The organism is Streptomyces sp. NPDC031474, from assembly GCF_055581185.1.
Genome location: NZ_JBVIJX010000001.1, coordinates 283,017 through 300,682, shown reverse-complemented (window position 1 = coordinate 300,682; position 17,666 = coordinate 283,017). Strand labels below are relative to the sequence as shown.

General features: G+C 71.1%; 16 protein-coding genes. 10 read left to right on the top strand and 6 right to left on the bottom strand.

Annotated elements, in window-relative coordinates:
* Nucleotide 1: 1 nt before the first annotated feature.
* Genes ACZ5SK_RS01415 through ACZ5SK_RS01405 form a run of 3 tightly spaced genes read left to right on the top strand, consistent with a single transcriptional unit; the run spans nucleotide 2 to nucleotide 2,616 of the window.
* Nucleotides 2–787: an SDR family oxidoreductase gene (locus ACZ5SK_RS01415; protein ID WP_334580969.1), complete on the top strand. Its 786-nt coding sequence runs from the start codon at nucleotides 2–4 to the stop codon at nucleotides 785–787.
* A 15-nt stretch (nucleotides 788–802) separates the two neighbouring features.
* Nucleotides 803–1,417 carry a TetR/AcrR family transcriptional regulator gene (locus ACZ5SK_RS01410; RefSeq protein WP_334580970.1) on the top strand — a complete coding sequence of 205 codons (615 nt, stop codon included), beginning with the start codon at nucleotides 803–805 and terminating at the stop codon, nucleotides 1,415–1,417.
* A 41-nt stretch (nucleotides 1,418–1,458) separates the two neighbouring features.
* The gene (locus tag ACZ5SK_RS01405) at nucleotides 1,459–2,616 is read left to right on the top strand and encodes an acetyl-CoA C-acetyltransferase (protein ID WP_334580972.1); all 1,158 of its coding nucleotides are present in this window, start codon (nucleotides 1,459–1,461) and stop codon (nucleotides 2,614–2,616) included.
* 3 nt (nucleotides 2,617–2,619) lie between these two features.
* Here ACZ5SK_RS01405 and ACZ5SK_RS01400 read toward each other — a convergent pair whose 3' ends face one another.
* The 4 genes from ACZ5SK_RS01400 to ACZ5SK_RS01385 are packed head-to-tail and all read right to left on the bottom strand — an operon-like array spanning nucleotide 2,620 to nucleotide 6,038.
* The gene (locus tag ACZ5SK_RS01400; RefSeq protein WP_334580973.1) at nucleotides 2,620–3,669 is read right to left on the bottom strand and encodes an NAD(P)H-dependent flavin oxidoreductase; all 1,050 of its coding nucleotides are present in this window, start codon (nucleotides 3,667–3,669) and stop codon (nucleotides 2,620–2,622) included.
* The gene (locus tag ACZ5SK_RS01395; RefSeq protein WP_334580974.1) at nucleotides 3,669–4,382 is read right to left on the bottom strand and encodes a CoA-transferase subunit beta; all 714 of its coding nucleotides are present in this window, start codon (nucleotides 4,380–4,382) and stop codon (nucleotides 3,669–3,671) included. Before ACZ5SK_RS01395 ends, ACZ5SK_RS01400 begins: the two co-directional genes overlap by 1 nt.
* Complete coding sequence (locus ACZ5SK_RS01390) at nucleotides 4,379–5,215, bottom strand: CoA transferase subunit A (protein ID WP_334580975.1); 837 nt, start codon at nucleotides 5,213–5,215, stop codon at nucleotides 4,379–4,381. The genes ACZ5SK_RS01395 and ACZ5SK_RS01390 overlap by 4 nt, the downstream gene beginning before the upstream one ends.
* The gene (locus tag ACZ5SK_RS01385) at nucleotides 5,208–6,038 is read right to left on the bottom strand and encodes an enoyl-CoA hydratase family protein (protein WP_334580976.1); all 831 of its coding nucleotides are present in this window, start codon (nucleotides 6,036–6,038) and stop codon (nucleotides 5,208–5,210) included. The genes ACZ5SK_RS01390 and ACZ5SK_RS01385 overlap by 8 nt, the downstream gene beginning before the upstream one ends.
* Before the next feature lie 55 nt (nucleotides 6,039–6,093).
* On the opposite strand from ACZ5SK_RS01385, the gene ACZ5SK_RS01380 reads away from it, so the two are divergent.
* Together ACZ5SK_RS01380 and ACZ5SK_RS01375 are read left to right on the top strand one after the other, a co-directional pair.
* Nucleotides 6,094–6,834 carry an SDR family oxidoreductase gene (locus ACZ5SK_RS01380; protein ID WP_334580977.1) on the top strand — a complete coding sequence of 247 codons (741 nt, stop codon included), beginning with the start codon at nucleotides 6,094–6,096 and terminating at the stop codon, nucleotides 6,832–6,834.
* Between the two features lies 1 nt (nucleotide 6,835).
* Nucleotides 6,836–7,741: an SDR family oxidoreductase gene (locus ACZ5SK_RS01375; protein ID WP_361700165.1), complete on the top strand. Its 906-nt coding sequence runs from the start codon at nucleotides 6,836–6,838 to the stop codon at nucleotides 7,739–7,741.
* A gap of 145 nt (nucleotides 7,742–7,886) precedes the next feature.
* Here ACZ5SK_RS01375 and ACZ5SK_RS01370 read toward each other — a convergent pair whose 3' ends face one another.
* Nucleotides 7,887–8,780, bottom strand: a complete 894-nt coding sequence (locus ACZ5SK_RS01370) for a hypothetical protein (RefSeq protein WP_319673395.1) — start codon at nucleotides 8,778–8,780, stop codon at nucleotides 7,887–7,889.
* Between the two features lie 80 nt (nucleotides 8,781–8,860).
* On the opposite strand from ACZ5SK_RS01370, the gene ACZ5SK_RS01365 reads away from it, so the two are divergent.
* From ACZ5SK_RS01365 to ACZ5SK_RS01345, 5 genes are all read left to right on the top strand, one after another.
* The gene (locus ACZ5SK_RS01365; protein ID WP_334580979.1) at nucleotides 8,861–9,220 is read left to right on the top strand and encodes a chorismate mutase; all 360 of its coding nucleotides are present in this window, start codon (nucleotides 8,861–8,863) and stop codon (nucleotides 9,218–9,220) included.
* Nucleotides 9,221–9,408: 188 nt separating this feature from the next.
* The gene (pepN, locus tag ACZ5SK_RS01360) at nucleotides 9,409–11,898 is read left to right on the top strand and encodes an aminopeptidase N (protein ID WP_334580980.1); all 2,490 of its coding nucleotides are present in this window, start codon (nucleotides 9,409–9,411) and stop codon (nucleotides 11,896–11,898) included.
* Between the two features lie 194 nt (nucleotides 11,899–12,092).
* Nucleotides 12,093–13,472: a pyridoxal phosphate-dependent decarboxylase family protein gene (locus ACZ5SK_RS01355; RefSeq protein WP_468575068.1), complete on the top strand. Its 1,380-nt coding sequence runs from the start codon at nucleotides 12,093–12,095 to the stop codon at nucleotides 13,470–13,472.
* Nucleotides 13,469–14,938 (top strand): lysine N(6)-hydroxylase/L-ornithine N(5)-oxygenase family protein, encoded by a 1,470-nt coding sequence (locus tag ACZ5SK_RS01350; RefSeq protein WP_468575066.1) that lies wholly within the window; start codon nucleotides 13,469–13,471, stop codon nucleotides 14,936–14,938. The genes ACZ5SK_RS01355 and ACZ5SK_RS01350 overlap by 4 nt, the downstream gene beginning before the upstream one ends.
* A 58-nt stretch (nucleotides 14,939–14,996) precedes the next feature.
* The gene (locus tag ACZ5SK_RS01345) at nucleotides 14,997–15,776 is read left to right on the top strand and encodes an inositol monophosphatase family protein (RefSeq protein WP_334580983.1); all 780 of its coding nucleotides are present in this window, start codon (nucleotides 14,997–14,999) and stop codon (nucleotides 15,774–15,776) included.
* Here the strand turns inward: ACZ5SK_RS01345 and ACZ5SK_RS01340 are convergent.
* On the bottom strand, nucleotides 15,773–17,587 hold the full coding sequence (locus ACZ5SK_RS01340; protein WP_361700181.1) for a bifunctional metallophosphatase/5'-nucleotidase: 1,815 nt from the start codon (nucleotides 17,585–17,587) through the stop codon (nucleotides 15,773–15,775). The two genes, ACZ5SK_RS01345 and ACZ5SK_RS01340, sit on opposite strands and share 4 nt — an antisense overlap.
* Between the last annotated feature and the right edge of the window lie 79 nt (nucleotides 17,588–17,666).

Here is a 17,666-nt window from a genome sequence, read left to right as displayed (position 1 = left end):
TATGACAGGCGTCGAGAGCCCGGCGTACGAACCCGGGCACGGGCTGCTCAGCGGGCGCACCGCCGTCATCACGGCCGCCGCGGGCGCCGGGATCGGCGGGGCCACCGCCCGCCGCTTCCTGGAGGAGGGCGCGCGCGTGCTGATCAGCGACGCGCACACGCGCCGGCTCAAGGAGCACGAGGCCAAGCTGGCCGGGGAATTCGAGGGGGCGGTGGCGGCTCTCCCCTGTGACGTCACCGACGAGAGCCAGGTGCAGGCCCTCTTCGACACCGCCGTACGGCTGCACGGCCGCCTCGACATCGTCGTGAACAACGCCGGTCTGGGCGGCACTTCGGACCTCGTCGACATGAGCGACGAGCAGTGGTCCCGGGTGCTCGACGTGACGCTGAACGGCACCTTCCGGTGCACGCGGGCGGCCCTCAGGCTGATGCGCGGGACCGGCGGGGGCGTCATCGTCAACAACGCCTCCGTCATCGGCTGGCGCGCCCAGGCCGGACAGGCGCACTACGCCGCCGCGAAGGCCGGCGTGATGGCGCTGACCCGGTGCTCGGCGATCGAGGCGGCCCCGTACGGCATCCGCGTCAACGCCGTCGCGCCCAGCCTCGCCATGCACGCGCACCTGGTGAAGGTGACCTCGCCCGACCTGCTGGAGGAACTGACGCGACGCGAGGCCTTCGGGCGGTACGCCGAGCCCTGGGAGGTGGCCAACGTGATCGTGTTCCTCGCCTCGGGCTACTCCTCGTACATGACGGGCGAGGTCGTCCCCGTCAGCAGCCAGCACGCCTAGGACGACAATGGACCCGTGCCTCCTACGAAGAAGAAGCCCCAGGTGACCGCCGCGCCCGCGCGCCGCGCCGAACTCCTCGACACCGCCGCCGAGGTCTTCGCCGAGCAGGGCTACAACGCCACCACCGTGCGCAAGATCGCGGACCACGCGGGCATGCTCGCGGGCAGCCTCTACTACCACTTCGACTCCAAGGAGTCGATGCTGGAGGAGATCCTGCGCACCTTCCTCGACGAGCTGTGGGGCGGCTACGACGCCGTGCTCGCCGCCCGCCTCGGCCCCCGCGAGACCCTGGAAGCCCTGGTCACCGAGTCGTTCCGGGAGATCGACCGGCACCGCGCCGCCGTCGCGATCTACCAGAAGGAGAGCAGACAGCTCGTGGCGCAGGAACGGTTCGCGTTCCTCGCCGACTCACAGAGCCGGTTCGAGAAGGCGTGGCTGTCCACGCTGGAGCGCGGGGTCGCCGAGCAGGCCTTCCGCGCCGACCTCGACGTCCGGCTCGCCTACCGGTTCGTCCGCGACACGGTGTGGGTCGCCGCGTCCTGGTACCGGCCCGGCGGACAGCACAGCCCCGAGGAGATCGCCCGGCAGTACCTGTCGATGGTGCTGGACGGGATCGCCGTACGTGAATAGCCGATTCAACCGCCCTTTCCGGTTCCAGTGAGGGAGTCGCCATGGCCGAGGCCTACATCGTCGAAGCGGTCCGCACGCCCGTCGGGCGGCGCGGGGGAGGACTCGCCGGGGTGCATCCGGCGGACCTCGGCGCCCATGTGCTCAAGGAACTGGTCGCCCGCGCGGGCGTCGACCCGGCGGCCGTGGAGGACGTCGTCTTCGGCTGCCTGGACGCGGTCGGGCCCCAGGCCGGGGACATCGCGCGGACCTGCTGGCTGGCCGCCGGGCTGCCCGAGGAGGTGCCGGGCGTGACCGTGGACCGGCAGTGCGGCTCCTCACAGCAGGCCGTGCACTTCGCCGCGCAGGGCGTGCTGTCCGGGACACAGGACCTGGTCGTCGCGGGCGGCGTGCAGAACATGTCGCAGATCCCGATCGCCTACGCCACCCGGCAGGCCGCCGAGCCCCTCGGCTTCACCCAGGGGCCGTTCGCGGGCAGCGAGGGCTGGCGCGCACGGTACGGGAACCGGCCCGTCAACCAGTTCGGCGGCGCCGAGATGATCGCCGCCAAGTGGGGCATCAGCCGGCAGGACCAGGAGGAGTTCGCGCTGCGCTCGCACCGGCGGGCGGTGCGCGCACTCGACGAGGGCCGGTTCGCGCGGGAGACCGTGGCCTACGGGGACGTCCACGCCGACGAGGGACCGCGCCGGGACACCTCCCTGGAGAAGATGGCCGCCCTGAAGCCCGTCATCGACGGCGGCACCGTCACCGCCGCCTGCTCCTCCCAGGTCTCCGACGGCGCGGCGGCCCTGCTGCTGGCCTCGGAGCAGGCGGTACGGGAGCACGGGCTGACGCCCCGCGCGCGCGTGCACCACCTCTCCGTGCGCGGCGAGGACCCCATCCGCATGCTGACCGCTCCGATCCCGGCCACCGCGCACGCCCTGAAGAAGACCGGCCTGTCGATCCACGACATCGACCTCGTCGAGATCAACGAGGCGTTCGCGCCCGTCGTCCTGGCCTGGCTGAAGGAGACCGGCGCGGACCCGGAGAAGGTCAACGTCAACGGCGGCGCGATCGCCCTCGGCCACCCCCTCGGAGCGACCGGCGCGAAGCTGATGACGACCCTGCTGCACGAACTGGAGCGCACGGGCGGCCGCTTCGGCCTCCAGACCATGTGCGAGGGCGGGGGCCAGGCGAACGTGACGGTCATCGAGAGGCTGTGACGGTCATCGTGGGGGCGTGAGCCGCTCCCGGACCTGTTCCGCCTCCTTCATGATCCGTTCCACCAGCTCCGCGCACGACGGCAGGTCGTCGATCACCCCGGCGACCTGCCCGGACGCCATCACCCCCAGATCCGTACGGCCCTCCACCATCGCCGATCTGAGCAGCATCGGGGTGTTCGCGGCGAGCAGCACCTGGCTCCACGTCAGGTCCTTGCCGTGCCGCATCGCCAGCCCGTCGTGGACCAGCTGACGCCAGGTCAGCCCCGACAGCTTCCGGAAGCCGGCCGCCCGCCGGACCGCGTGCAGCAGGGCTTTCGCACGCACGGAGTGCTCCAGCGCGGCGACCAGGTCCGTGCGCAGCATGCGATGCGGCAGGCCGTCGACCGCCCGCGTCACCGTCACGTCCCGGACGGTCGCCGCCAGATACCGGGCCTTCACCGCGTCCGGCACCGTCGACTCCGACGTCAGCAGGAACCGCGTCCCCATCGCGACGCCCGCCGCCCCGTACGCCAGCGCCGCCACCAGCCCCCGCCCGTCGAAGAAGCCGCCCGCCGCCACGACCGGGATGTCCACCGCGTCCACCACCTGCGGCAGCAGCACCGTCGTCGCCACGTCGCCGGTGTGTCCGCCGCCCTCGCCGCCCTGCACGACCACCGCGTCCGCCCCCCACGCGGCGACCTTCTCGGCGTGCCGGCGGGCGCCGACCGAGGGGATCACGACGACCCCCGCCTCCTTGAGCTCGGCGATCAGCTCGCGGGAGGGGGCCAGCGCGAAGGACGCGACCCGCACCCCCTCCTCGACGATGATCCGCACCCGGTCGCCGGCGTCCGCCGCGTCCGCGCGCAGGTTGACCCCGAACGGGGCGTCGGTGCGGGATCTGACCTCCCGTACGGCCTCCCGCAGCCCGTCGACCGTCATCGTCGCCGAGCCCAGGACGCCCAGCGCCCCCGCGTTCGCCGTAGCCGACACCAGGCGCGGACCCGCCACCCATCCCATCCCGGTCTGCACGATCGGGTGGCGGACCCCGACCAGCCGGGTGAGCGCCGTCTCCATCAGGCGGCGACCTCCCGCGCGCGGGCGTCCCCCGGATCGAGCACCTCACGGATCAACCGCAGCTCCTGCGCCGTCGGTTCACGCGTGTACGGCACTTCGTCTTCGACCACCGGCTCGAAGCCAGTCGCCTCCCGGACCTGCCCGACGCTCACCCCGGGATGCAGCGAGGCCAGCCGCATGCGGTGGTCGGGGGTGGCGAAGTCGAAGACCCCGAGGTCGGAGACGACCCGCGGGATGCGGTGATGGCGCGCGCCGGCCGCACGGTCGTAGCCGACCCCGCACACCATGTCGACCCGCTCGACGAAGACCCGCCGGGAGTGCCTCGGGATCCAGTAACTCGTCGGGTTGTTGAGGGTGTTGACCGGCGCGCCCCGCACCCCCAGCAGCTGCCGTTTCGGCCTCGCCCAGTCGCCGATGCAGGAGATGTTCTGGTTGCCGTAGCGGTCGAGCTGGCTCGCGCCCATCATCACGTGCCGCCGCCCCCCGGTGACGAGGGCCAGGTGCTGCCGGTACGGCAGCCAGCCCTCGACGGTGCCGTCCGGCCGGACGATCATCGCCTCGCCGTCGGTGAGGAGCAGGTCCGGCGCGAACGTGAGCCGGGCCAGCCGGGCGCCCACGGACGGGATCAGGCCCATCGGGGCGGCCAGGATCTCGCCCGCGCCGCGCCAGGCCTCGGCACAGGCGATCACGCAGTACTCGGCACGCGTGGTCATGCGTCCTCCCCGGCCGCCGACTGGTACGCCTGTTCGTCCCCGGCCAGATGGCGGGCCGCGAACTCCGGCCAGGGCGTGCTCGCGTAGCGCTTCTGGAACGCCTCGTCGCGGCCGTAGTCGGGCGCACAGGACGTGAAGTGCGCCCCGTTCGGCGCCTCCACGACCCCTGTCACCGTGTGCCGCTTGATCAGCAGCGACTGCGGCGGCCCCTGCTTCGTCAGCTCGGCCGTGTCGACGAGCCGCTCGCACGACACATAGGCCGCGTCCGCCGCCTCGCAGAACAGGTCGTCGAAGTACGGGTCCGGGCCCAGGTACTGCCCGTTGCCCAGCCGGTCGGCCCGGTTGACGTGCACCAGGGCCGCGTCCAGCCGCAGGGCGGGCATGGCCACGAACGTCTCCCGGTCCTCGTACGGCGACGTCACCGTCCGCAGGCCCGGGTTGACCCGCATCACATCCGAACCGAGGCCCGCCCGCACCGGCAGGAACGGCAGCCGGTTCGCGGCCGCGCGCAGACCCCACATGAACATCGCCTCGTCGACCTCCGTCAGTTCGAAGGCCCCGCGCTCGCGCGCCGCCCGGTAGTGAGGTTCGAGGGGGATCGAGTCGAGGGTGACGAACGCGGCCACCAGCTTGCGGATCCGCCCGGCCGCGGCGAGCATCCCGACGTCCGGACCGCCGTACGAGACGACGGTGAGATCGCTGACCTGCGACCGCAGCAGCGCCCTGACCAGGGCCATCGGCTTGCGGCGCGAGCCCCAGCCGCCGATGCCGAGGGTCATGCCGCTGTGCAGCCGGGACACGACCTCCTCGGCGGTCATCGTCTTGTCACTCACCCGAGCCCCCCTCCTGCCCGTCCTTGGCGTCCTTGCCTTGCCTTGCGTTGCCTTCCTTGGCTGCCTTGCCTGCCTTGGCTGCGTCGGCTTCCTTGCCGAACGTGTCGCGGACCCGGTCGGCCACCCCGCCGACGCTCGCCTCGTAGGTGAACCCCTGCTCGAAGCGGTAGCTGCGGCGCACATCGACCGGGTCGATGCCGTTGAGCGCGGCCTTGGCCAGGCGCAACAGCTCACCGTCCTTCGCGGCGATCTCGCCGGCCAGCGCCAGGGCGGCCGCGCGCAGTTCCTCGCGCGGCACCACCCGCCACACCGAGCCGTGCGCGTGCAGCTCGGCCGCCGTGACCGTGCGCGCGGTGTAGTACAGGGCGCGCAGGAGGTGCTGGGGGACCAGCCGGGCCAGGTGGGTGGCCGCGCCCAGCGCGCCCCGGTCCAGCTCGGGCAGCCCGAACACGGCGTCCTCGCTCGCCACGACCACGTCCGCGTTGCCCACGAGTCCGACGCCGCCGCCCAGGCAGTGGCCGTGCACGGCCGCGACCACGGGCACCTCGCACTCGTACACCGCGGCGAACGCCTCGAAGCAGCCGCGGTTGGCGCCGATCAGCGCGCTCGGGCCGTGTGCCTGGATCTCCTTGATGTCGACGCCCGCGTTGAAGCCGCGGCCCTCGGCCGCCAGCACCACACACCGCGTCCCGGGATCACGGCCCGCCGCGCGCACCGCGTCGGCCAGCGCGAACCAGCCGCTCACCGGCAGCGCGTTGACGGGCGGAACGTCAACGGTGACAAGAGAAATCCCCTTTTCGGGGGACGAGGTGGAGACACCCATGGAAGCATCAGCTACCTTTCCACCAAACGTTTGTTAGGTGGAAAGGTAGCAGCGAATGGAGCTGGACGGGAAGGTCGCCGTCGTCACCGGTGGCACCCGCGGAGTGGGCGCCGGCATCGCGCGCTCCCTCACGCGCGCGGGCGCCGAGGTCGTGGTCTGCGCCCGCCGGCCGCCCGAAGTCCCGGTCGAAAAAACCGAGTTCGTGCCGTTGGACGTGCGCGACGCCGACGCCGTACGGCACTTCTTCGCCGGACTGCCCCGACTCGACGTCCTCGTCAACAACGCGGGTGGAGCCCCCTACCGCCCCCTCGCGCAGGCCGACGCCGTACGGCACGCGCGCGTGATCGAACTCAACCTCCTCGCCCCCCTGACCGTGTCCCTCGCCGCGTACGACCACCTCAAGCGCGCCCAGGGCTCGGTCGTGATGATCGGCAGCGTCAGCGGCAGCCGCCCCTCGCCCGGCTCGGCCGCCTACGGCGCGGCCAAGGCGGGACTGGAGAACCTCGCACGGTCCATGGCCGTGGAGTGGGCCCCGCAGGTGCGCGTGAACACCCTCGTCGTCGGCATGGTCCACACCGAGCTGACCCACCTCCACTACGGCGGAGCGGACGGCGTCGACGCCGTCGCCCGCACGGTGCCCCTCGGCCGGCTGGCCACACCCTCCGACGTCGGAGCCGCAGCCGTCTTCCTCGCCTCCGACGCGGCCGCCTACATCAGCGGAGCGAGCCTGCTCGTGCACGGGGGAGGGGAGCGGCCCGCTTTCCTCGACGCCGCAACTGCCAACAAGGAGACGTGAGATGAGCGGAATCTGCGACGAGCGGGTCGTCGTCGTCACCGGCGCGGGACGCGGCCTCGGGCGCGCGCACGCGCTCGCCTTCGCGGCGCAGGGCGCGCGCCTGGTCGTCAACGACCTGGGAGTCGGGCTGGACGGCACCCCGGGCGCCGACAGCCCGGCCGCCCGCGTGGCCGAGGAGATCCGTACGGCCGGCGGCGAGGCCGTCGCGCACGAAGGGGACATCGCCACCCCCCAGGGCGCCGCGTCCCTCGTCGCGACCGCCCTGCAGACGTACGGCCGCCTCGACACCCTCGTCAACAACGCCGGCTTCCTGCGCGACCGGATGCTGGTCAACCTGGACGAGGACGACTGGGACGCGGTCGTCCGCGTCCACCTCAAGGGCCACTTCCTCACCCTGAAACACGCCGCAGCGCACTGGCGCGCCGAGGCCAAAGCGGGCCGCACACCAGCCGCCCGGATCGTCAACACCAGCAGCGGCGCCGGGCTGCTGGGCTCGGTCGGGCAGGGCAACTACAGCGCCGCGAAGGCCGGGATCGTCGCGCTCACGCTGGTCGCGGCCGCCGAACTCGCCCGCTACGGCGTCCAGGCCAACGCCATCGCACCCGCCGCCCGCACCCGGATGACGGAACGGACCTTCGCCGAGAACATGACCGCCCCGGAAACCGGTTTCGACGCCATGGCCCCCGACAACGTCTCCCCGCTCGTCGTCTGGCTCGGCTCCGCCGCCAGCGAGGGCGTCACCGGCCGCGTCTTCGAGGCGGAGGCAGGCCGGATCACCGTCATGGACGGCTGGCGCGCCGGCCCCACCGCCGACAAGGGCGCACGCTGGGACCCGGCGGAGGCGGGGACAGCCGTACGCACACTGCTGACGGAGACGGAACCACCCGGGGCGGTATACGGAGCGTAGCCATCAGGCCCCTCACCCGCCGCCCACAGGCCGCACCCCGGCACGGTCACAGGCCGCACCCCGGCACGGTCACAGGCCGCACCCCGGCACGGTCACAGCCCGCACCCCAGCTGGTCACGGGTCCCACCCCGGCACCGGCCACGCCCTAGGTGTCGCACTCCAGCACCGTGCGGCACAGTCCGCACCGCGCCCGGACCCGCCCCCGCACCGGCACCCGGATCCGCTGATGGCAGGTCGGACACGGGAACGTCACCCGCAGCGGCCCCGGCGGATCCGGAGCGAAGGCGTACGCGGTGTCCGGGGCCGCCGCGGACCGGTGGTCCTGGGCGTGCCGGCGATCACGGGCGTAGCGGCGCCGGCCCGCCCAGCCCGCCGCCGTCAGCGGAGGCTGCCGCGCGTCATGAAGCGCCCGCTCCATGCCCCGCCCGTACGCCGTGTACGCCTGCGCGCTGGTGAACCACACCGACGGATCCTCACCGAACACCAGCGACCGCTTCGCCAGCACGTACCCGAACTCCTCCGGCGTCAGATACCCCAGCTTCTGCGAGGACGCCCCGTCCTCCCGGTACGCGTCCAGCAGCAGCCAGCCCGCCCCCAGATACGTCGTCGCCGTGTCGGTGAGGATCTCGTTGTCCCGCGTCCCCGGGAACGACAGACCCACCCGATGCAGATAGACGTGCATGATCTCGTGCGCCAGCGCCGCGCCGATGTCCCGCCGATGCCTGCGGAACCGGTCGTTCAGCTCCACGAAGTACTCGGGACCCGCCGTGAGCTCGACGTTCGCCGCATGCTCCATCTCCCGGAACGCGACGATCATCCGGGCGTCCGGCAACCGAAAATGCCGCACCAGCTCACGGGCCACCCGCTGCGCCCCCAGATGCAGATCGTCGGTGTCGCAGAACGCCACGTCCACCGGAGGCACACTGGTCGCGAACTGGTGGATGGTGTCGTACGACAACCGTCGGTACAGCGCCGTGACCGCCGTCCGTACCGTCTCCAGATGCGGATAACCGTGCTCGACCGGTCCGCCGTCCGCCACGCCCGCACCCCCAAGAGGCCGTGCACCCCAGTACACCCGGTTCCACTGTACGAGGACACGGCGCACTAGGGTGATCGCCCATGACCACCAGCAACACCCCCGGCCCCGCAGCCGGCGACGTCGACCCCGCAGTCCGCGAGGAGCTCGCCCGGCTCCGCGACAGCATCGACAACATCGACGCCGCCGTCGTCCACATGCTCGCCGAACGCTTCAAGGCCACCCAGCAGGTCGGCCACCTCAAGGCCCGCCACCAGCTGCCGCCCGCCGACCAGGCCCGCGAAGCCCGCCAGATCACCCGGCTGCGCACCCTCGCCGAGAACGCCAAGCTCGACCCCGCGTTCGCCGAGAAGTTCCTCAACTTCATCATCGCCGAGGTGATCCGCCACCACGAGCGCATCGCCGAGGACACCGTCAACGGCTCCACCGCCTCCTCGAGCTGACCGGCGGGGCGTGCGGACGCCGTGCGTGAAGGCGACCGCGCGCCCCGTGAGCACGCACCAGCACGCCCCGTGAGCACGCCCCGCCGGCCCGCCGGGGCCCTCATGCGACGCGACAGCGCCCCGGCGCGAGAAGGGACATAGGGCGCGTACCGATCCGCCCCTGTGCCCGGCCTGCGGTATCAGGCAGCATGTCGTGCATGTCCGTACTGACGCGCGACGAAGCGCTAAGCCGTGCCAAGCTCCTCGACGTCCACCGCTACACCATCGAGCTCGACCTGACGACCGGCGACGACACCTTCGAGTCCGTCACCGTCATCGGGTTCGCCGCACGCGCCCACGGGGACACCTTCGTCGAGGTCAGGCCTGACACACTGCACTCCGTCACCCTCGACGGAGAGCCCCTCGACCCGGAAACCCTGGACGACAACCGGCTCCCCCTGAACAACCTCACCGCCGGCGACCACGAACTGCGCATCCGGGCCGACATGCGCTACTCCCGCACCGGCGAGGGCATGCACCGCTTCACCGACCCCACCGACGGCGAGACCTACCTCTACACCCAGCTCTTCATGAACGACGTCCAACGCGTCTTCGCCGCCTTCGACCAGCCCGACCTCAAGGCCGTCTTCGACCTGTCGGTGAAGGCCCCAGAGAACTGGACCGTCCTCGCCAACGGCATCACCGAACACCTCGGCGAAGGCCGCTGGCACGCCGCCCCCACCCCACTGATCTCCACCTACCTCGTCGCCGTCGCCGCCGGACCCTGGCACTCCGTGCGCACCGAACACCGCGGCCTGCCCTTCGGCATCCACTGCCGCCGCTCCCTCGCCCCCCACCTCGAAGCCGACGCCGACGAACTCCTCGACATCACGCGCGCGTGCTTCGACCGCTACCACGAGAAGTTCGAGGAGCCCTACCCCTTCGACTCCTACGACCAGGCGTTCGTCCCCGAGTTCAACGCCGGCGCCATGGAGAACCCCGGCCTCGTCACCTTCCGCGACGAGTTCGTCTACCGCTCCGCCGTCACCGACACCGAACGCCAGACCCGCGCCATGGTCATCGCCCACGAGATGGCCCACATGTGGTTCGGCGACCTCGTCACCCTCCAGTGGTGGGACGACATCTGGCTCAACGAGTCCTTCGCCGAGTACATGGGCTACCAGACCCTCACTGAAGCCACCCGCTTCACCGACACCTGGACCGACTTCGGCGTCGTCCGCAAGGCCTGGGGCTACGACGCCGACCAGCGCCCCTCCACCCACCCCGTCGCCCCCGAGAACGTCGACGACACCGCCTCCGCCCTCCTCAACTTCGACGGCATCTCCTACGCCAAGGGCGCCTCCGCCCTGCGCCAACTCGTGACCTGGCTCGGCGAAAAGAACTTCCTGGCCGGCATCAACACCCACTTCGCCCGCCACAAGTTCGCCAACGCCACCCTCGCCGACTTCATCGACTCCCTCGCCGCCCACACCGACCGCGACGTCCACGCCTGGGCCGACGCCTGGCTGCGCACCACCGGCGTCGACACCCTCACCCCCACCCTCAGCGGCTCCAACGGCGACCACACCCTCACCGTCATCCACAAGGGCAGCCGCCCCCACCGCATCGCCGTCGGCCTCTACGACCTCGACCTCGGCGACGACGGCCCGCTCACCCTGCGCGAACGCCTCGACGTCGACATCCCGCAGAGCACACCCCAGCCCATCGGCAAGCGCCCCGCCCTGCTCCTCCTCAACGACGGCGACCTCACCTACACCAAGATCCGCTTCGACCCCGCGTCCTTCGAAACCCTCCGCACCCGCCTCGCCGGCCTGCCCGATCCGCTCACCCGCGCCGTCGTCTGGAACGCCCTGCGCGACGCCGTCCGCGACGGCGAACTCGCCCCCAGCGCCTACCTCGACGCCGCCCGCGCCCACCTCCCGCAGGAAACCGACCTCGCCCTCGTCCAAGGCGTCCTCGCCTTCGCCTCCGCACAGGTCGCCGACCGCTACCTCACCCCCGAAGAACGCCCCACCGCCCTCGCCACCCTCTCCGCCCTCTGCCGCGACCTCATCCGCCGCACCGAGGACGGCGACCACCCCGGCCTGCGCCTCATCGCCGTACGCCACTTCATCGACGTCGCCGCCCACCCCGACACCATCGCCGCCTGGCTCGCCGACGGCACCGTCCCCGGCGGACCCGAACTCGACCCCGACCTGCGCTGGCGCGTCCTCGCCCGACTCGCCGTCCTCGGCGCCACCGACGAGAGCGCCATCGCCGCCGAACTCGACCGCGACCCCTCCGCCACCGGCCAGGAAGGCGCCGCCCGCTGCCGCGCCGCCCTCCCCGACGCCGACGCCAAGGCCACCGCCTGGGCCGCCATGTTCGAGAGCGACGACCTGTCCAACTACCTCTTCACCGCCACCGCCCAAGGCTTCTGGCAGCCCGAACAGAGCGACCTCCTCAGCGAGTACGTGCCACGCTTCTACCAGGACGCCGTCGCCGTCGCCGCCCGCCGCGGCCCCGCCATCGCCGACGCCGCGGGCCGCTGGGCCTTCCCCGCCCACGCCGTCGACGCCGACACCCTGAGCCTCGGCGAGGCCTGCCTCACCGACGCCGACCCCATCCCCGCCCTGCGCCGCAAACTCACCGACCAACTCGACGACCTCGCCCGCGCACTGCGCGTACGACAGGCGTAGCACCCGACGCCCTGACGCCCTGACGCCCTGACGCCCCGACGAGGCCTTCAGGCCGAAAGAGGGTACGGCGGCCCACCAGCCCCCGTACCCTCTTTCGGGTTCCGATTCCCGGGCTTTTCGGGCGCGCCGCCGCCACCCCCGACAAACTGGAACTCCCCCCTGCGGACATCCACCCCGCGCCCCGGAGGAGTCCCGTGAGCATGCCGCCCCTCGCCTCAGGCCCCCAAGGCCCCGACGCCCTGCGCCCGTTGCTCGCAGCCGTCCTCGACGCCCTCGACGCCGGCGCCCGCACACGCGGCGGACCACTCCCCGCAGGCGGACCCCACGCCGTCGCCGCACGGATGCGGGACGCGGTGGGAGACCTCCTCCCCGAACACGGCGACCCCGGCGCCCTGCCCGCCCTCGTCCACGCCCTCGCCGAAGGCGCCGCCGACCCCGCCGACCCCCTCTGCGCCGCCCACCTGCACTGCCCACCCCTCGCCGTCGCAACGGCAGCAGACCTCGCGGTCTTGGCCCTCAACCCCTCCCTGGACTCCTGGGACCAGGCACCGGCAGCCTCGGAGCTGGAGACCCTGGTGACCCGGCAACTCGCCAAAGAGGTCTACCCGGACACCCCACCCACCCCCACACCCGACGCCGTGATGACAACCGGCGGCACCGAATCCAACCAACTCGCCCTCCTCCTCGCCCGCGAAACCCTCGGCCCCACCGTCCGCCTCGTCCGCGGAGCCAACGCCCACCACTCCCTCCCCCGCGCCGCCTGGCTCCTCGGCCTGCCCGACCCGGTGACCGTCCCCGCACCCACCGGCACCCTCGATCCCACCGCACTCCACAACGCCCTCACCACCCACCCCGGCCCCCACCTCGTCACCGCCACCGCCGGCACCACCGACGCCGGACTCATCGACCCGCTCCCCGACATCGCCGCCGTCTGCCGCACCCACCGCGCCCGCCTGCACATCGACGCCGCCTACGGCGCAGGCCTCCTCTTCAGCGACCGCCACCGGCACCGGCTCACCGGCCTGAGCGCCGCCGACACCGTCACCCTCGACCTGCACAAACTCGGCTGGCAACCCATCGCCGCCGGACTCCTCGCCGTCCGCGACCACCACGACCTCACCGCCCTGCACCACCACGCCGACTACCTCAACGCCGACGACGACACCGAAGCCGGCCTCCCCGACCTCCTCGGCCGCTCCCTGCGCACCACCCGCCGCCCCGACACCCTCAAGATCGCCGTCACCCTCAAAACCCTCGGCCGCACCGGCCTCGGCGCCCTCGTCGACCAGGTCTGCGCCCACGCCCACCACCTCGCCGACCTCATCACCGCACACCCCCGCCTCGAACTCCACGCCGCACCCACCATCAGCACCGTCCTCTTCCGCCCCACCGGCGCCACCGACACCACCGTCGCCGAGATACGCCGCCGCCTCCTCACCGACGGCCACGCCGTCCTCGGCCGCGCCCACCTCCACGGACGGCTCTGGCTCAAGACCACCCTCCTCAACCCCCACACCCGACCCGACGACCTCGCCGCCCTCCTGAAACTGGTAGAAGGAAACACCCCCACATGAGCACGCCACCCCCCACCACGCCCCCACACCCCGGCACCGACACCCCCCGCGACCTCGTCGGCATCGGCATCGGCCCCTGCAACCTCTCCCTCGCCGCCCTCGCCCAACCCCTCACCCACCTCGACACCGTCTTCTACGAACAACGCCCCCGCTTCGACTGGCACCCCGGCCTCCTCATCGACGGCGCCCGCATCCAGGTCCCCTTCCTCGCCGACCTCGTCACCCTCGCCGACCCCACCAACCCCTGGAGCTTCCTCAACTACCTCAAAGCCCACCACCGCCTCTACCCCTTCTACTTCGCCGAGCGCTTCCACACCCACCGCGCCGAATACGACACCTACTGCCGCTGGGTCGCCGACAACCTCCCCGGCCTCCGCTTCCGCCACCACGCCGACGCCGTCCGCTGGAACCCCGAACGCGACGTCTTCGAAGTCGACTTCACCCAACTCGACACCGACGGCGAAGCCGAAGCCCTCGGCCGCACCCACACCAAGAACATCGTCATCGGCATCGGCACCGAACCCCACATCCCCGACGCCCTACGCCCCCTCGCCGACACCCCAGGCGTCCCCGTCCTCCACGCCACCGACTACCTCACCCACCGCGACACCCTCCTCACCGCCGGCCACATCACCGTCGTCGGCTCCGGACAGTCCGGCGCCGAGATCTTCCTCGACCTCCTGCGCCATCGCCCCACCGGCCGCGAACAACTCCACTGGATCGGCCGCACCGACGCGTTCGCCCCCATGGAGTACTCCAAACTCGGCCTCGAACACTTCACCCCCGACTACACCCGCTACTTCCACGCCCTCCCCGAAAACACCCGCGACCGCGTCGTCGGCACCCAATGGCAACTCCACAAAGGCATCGACGCCGACACCCTCGCCGCCATCCACGACGAGCTCTACCGCCGCACCCTCCACAACGCCTGGCCCGACGCCGTCCTCACCCCCGGCGTCCGCGTCCGCACCGCAGGCCGCATCGCCACCACCAAAATCGAACTCCACCTCGAACACATCCAGCAGAACACCCGCACCCGCCTCACCACCGACGCCGTCGTCCTCGCCACCGGCCACCGCGAACGCCCCCTCGACCACCTCCTCGCCGGACTCGACCCCTACATCCGCCGCGACAACAGCGAACGCCCCCGCATCGACGAACACTTCCGCCTCATCCTCGACCCCTCCATCACCGCCACCGGCTGCAACGTCTACGTCCAGAACGCCGAACGCCACACCCACGGCGTAGGAGCCCCCGACCTCGGCCTCGCCGCCTGGCGCAGCGCCACCATCCTCAACACCCTCACCGCCAAAGAGACCTACCCCCTCCCCACCCGCACCGCCTTCACCACCTTCGGCCTCGAACCCTCCGTACCCCGCCAAACACGCAACACCACCACCACCATCACCACCACCGGCACCGCCACCGGCACCCGACGCGGCACCTTCGTACCCCTCAAAGACTGACCCGTACCATGACCCCGAACGGTCGGCACGACACAACAACGGCGACGGTGGACAGCACATGGACCGCGAACTGACCATCGCAACCGAACTCGCCGCCTGGGCCTCGGAACGCATCCGCCGCCCACGCACCACCGACGACACAAGCGACATACGCGAAAAAGCCGGCCCCGCCGACATCGTCACCGCCACCGACGAAGCCATCGAAACCCACGTCCGCACCATCCTGCGCCGCGAATTCCCCGCCTACGGCATCGAAGGCGAGGAACACGGCGTCCACCAAGGCACCCCCGGCGCCCCCCACTGGCTCATCGACCCCGTCGACGGCACCACCAACTACGCCCACGGCCTCGGCTGGTGCTCCTTCTCCCTCGGCCTCGCCACCCCACACGGCGAACCCCTCCTCGGCGTCGTCGCCGACCCCTGGCGACACGAGATCTTCACCGCCACCCGCGGCGGCGGCGCCCACCTCAACGGCCACCCCATCCACGCCGCCCACCACACCACCCTCACCGGCCACGTCTTCCTCACCGAATGGGCCGCCCACGCCCACTGGCCCGGCATGGACGACCTCCTACGACAACTCGCCGACCGCCACTGCACCGTACGCGTCATGGGCTCCACCGCCCTCTCCCTCGCCCAGGTCGCAGCCGGCCGCGCCACCGCAGCCGCCATCGGCGAATTCCACCCCGTCGACGGCCTCCCACCCCTGCTCATCGCAACAGAGGCGGGAGCCGTCGCAATCCCCCGACTCCCGCCCTACAACACCCCACTGCTGCTCACCGCACCAGGGGCCGCCGACGAAGCGACGGCCCTCTGGAAACACACCGTCCTGCGCTAGAACACCGGCGTACCCTCCCGCGTCAGCCTCCAGTCGACCGACGCGAAGTCCTTCGGATCCAGCACACCCTTCGCAGTCACCCACTCCGAAATCCGCGTACGGATCTCCGTCGACTCCGACCACAACTCCTGCGCCGACGCCACATGCGGGAACGCCCCACCGCCATTGGCCCGATAGTTGTTCACCGCCAGCACGAACTGCTGCGCATCGTCCAACGCCACACCGTTGTACGTCAGGTTCCTGATCCGCGAACCCACCGCCTGCGCGATGTCGATCTCGTACCCAAGACCCGACACATAGTCGTAGTTGTAGTCCGGACGCCCCGCCGCGTTCGTCAGCTTCTCCGTGTCCACCACCGCATCCGCCGCCGTCTGCACGAAATACTGCGCCGAGTACTCCAGGTACGCACGCACCTGCGCACCCGTCAGCAACTTCGCCACCAGCGTGTTGTCGTACACATACAGGCTCGACAGATCCCGGATCGTCACCTTCCCGGCCGGAATCTCCGACGTCCGCGAGAACGGCGAAGCCTGCGCGATCACCGGCAGTGACGCATACGACGTACCGGCCAGCGCCGCCTTGACGACGTCCTCCTGCACCTTCGTGATCAGGTCGATGATCGGAGCGTCCTTGTACCGCGCCTCGACCGTCGTCAACGTCTCCGTCGCCGTACCCACCACCTGGTTGACATACGCCACGACCTTCGCGTGCTCGTCACCCAGCAACTTCGTGATCTTCGGGTCGTCCGCCACAGAGTTGGAGTTCAACACCTTCGACGAAACCGACTCGACGACCCACCTCCCCCTCTCGAACACCAGCTCGACATCGAACATCGACAGCCGCTCCGCATACGCCAACGGCTCCGACAACACGACCGTCTTCCCGGTCTTCGCGTTCGTGACCTTCAGCTCCGGAATCTCCACATGCGCATGCCCCACCAGAACCGCGTCGATGTCCGGCACCTGCTGCGCCACCAACGCCGCCGAATTCTCCACATACGGCAACTGGTCACCGTACGACGACGTGCCCGACGAGCCCGAATGCGCCGACACGATGACCACATCCGCACCCAGCGACTTCAGCTTCGGCACCCACTTCGCCGCCTGCTCCTCCAACCCCGGAAACGCCAGCTTGCCCTGCACATAAGCCTTGTCCCAGATCGCGATACCCGGGTTCGTCAGCCCCAGCACCGCGACCTTCACCGGCGGCGCACCCTTCACACAGAACGTCTTGATGACGTACGGAGGGAACGCCGGCCTCAGCGTCTTGGCGTCCACCGCGTTCGCGCCCAGCAGCGGAAAACGCAGCTGCGACTCGAACTTCCGCAGCGTCTCGATCCCGTAGTTGAACTCGTGGTTGCCCAGCGCCGCCGCGTCGTACCCGATCGCGTTCATCGCCTGCGCCATCGGATGCACCGGACCACCCTTGGCGGTGATCGGATCCACCTTCGCGTAGTAGTACGTCAGCGGCGTGCCCTGAATCGTGTCGCCCGCATCCAGCAGCAGGACGTTCTGCCGCCCCTTCTCCGCACGGATCCGGTTCACCAGCGTCGAGATACGCGCCAGCCCCTGCGCATTGCCCGCAGCGTCCTTGTACTCCGCGTCCTTGAAGTAGTCCCAGTTGAAGACATGACCGTGCAGGTCCGTCGTCCCCAGCACCGTCAGCGCATACCGCTTCGGCTGCCTGACCGGCCCAGCCGGCCTGTCCGCCGCCGCGGCCTGCGCCGACGGAGCCGCAGCCGCACCCGCGACCGCCACCCCCGCCCCGGTCACGGCGGACTTCTTCAGGAACTTCCGACGGTTCAACGGCATGTCTCGTACTCCTCGGGGAATGGTCAACGACGCGCGTAGATTCTGACCCGTTCATGACCGACCGCAACAGGTCCAGGAG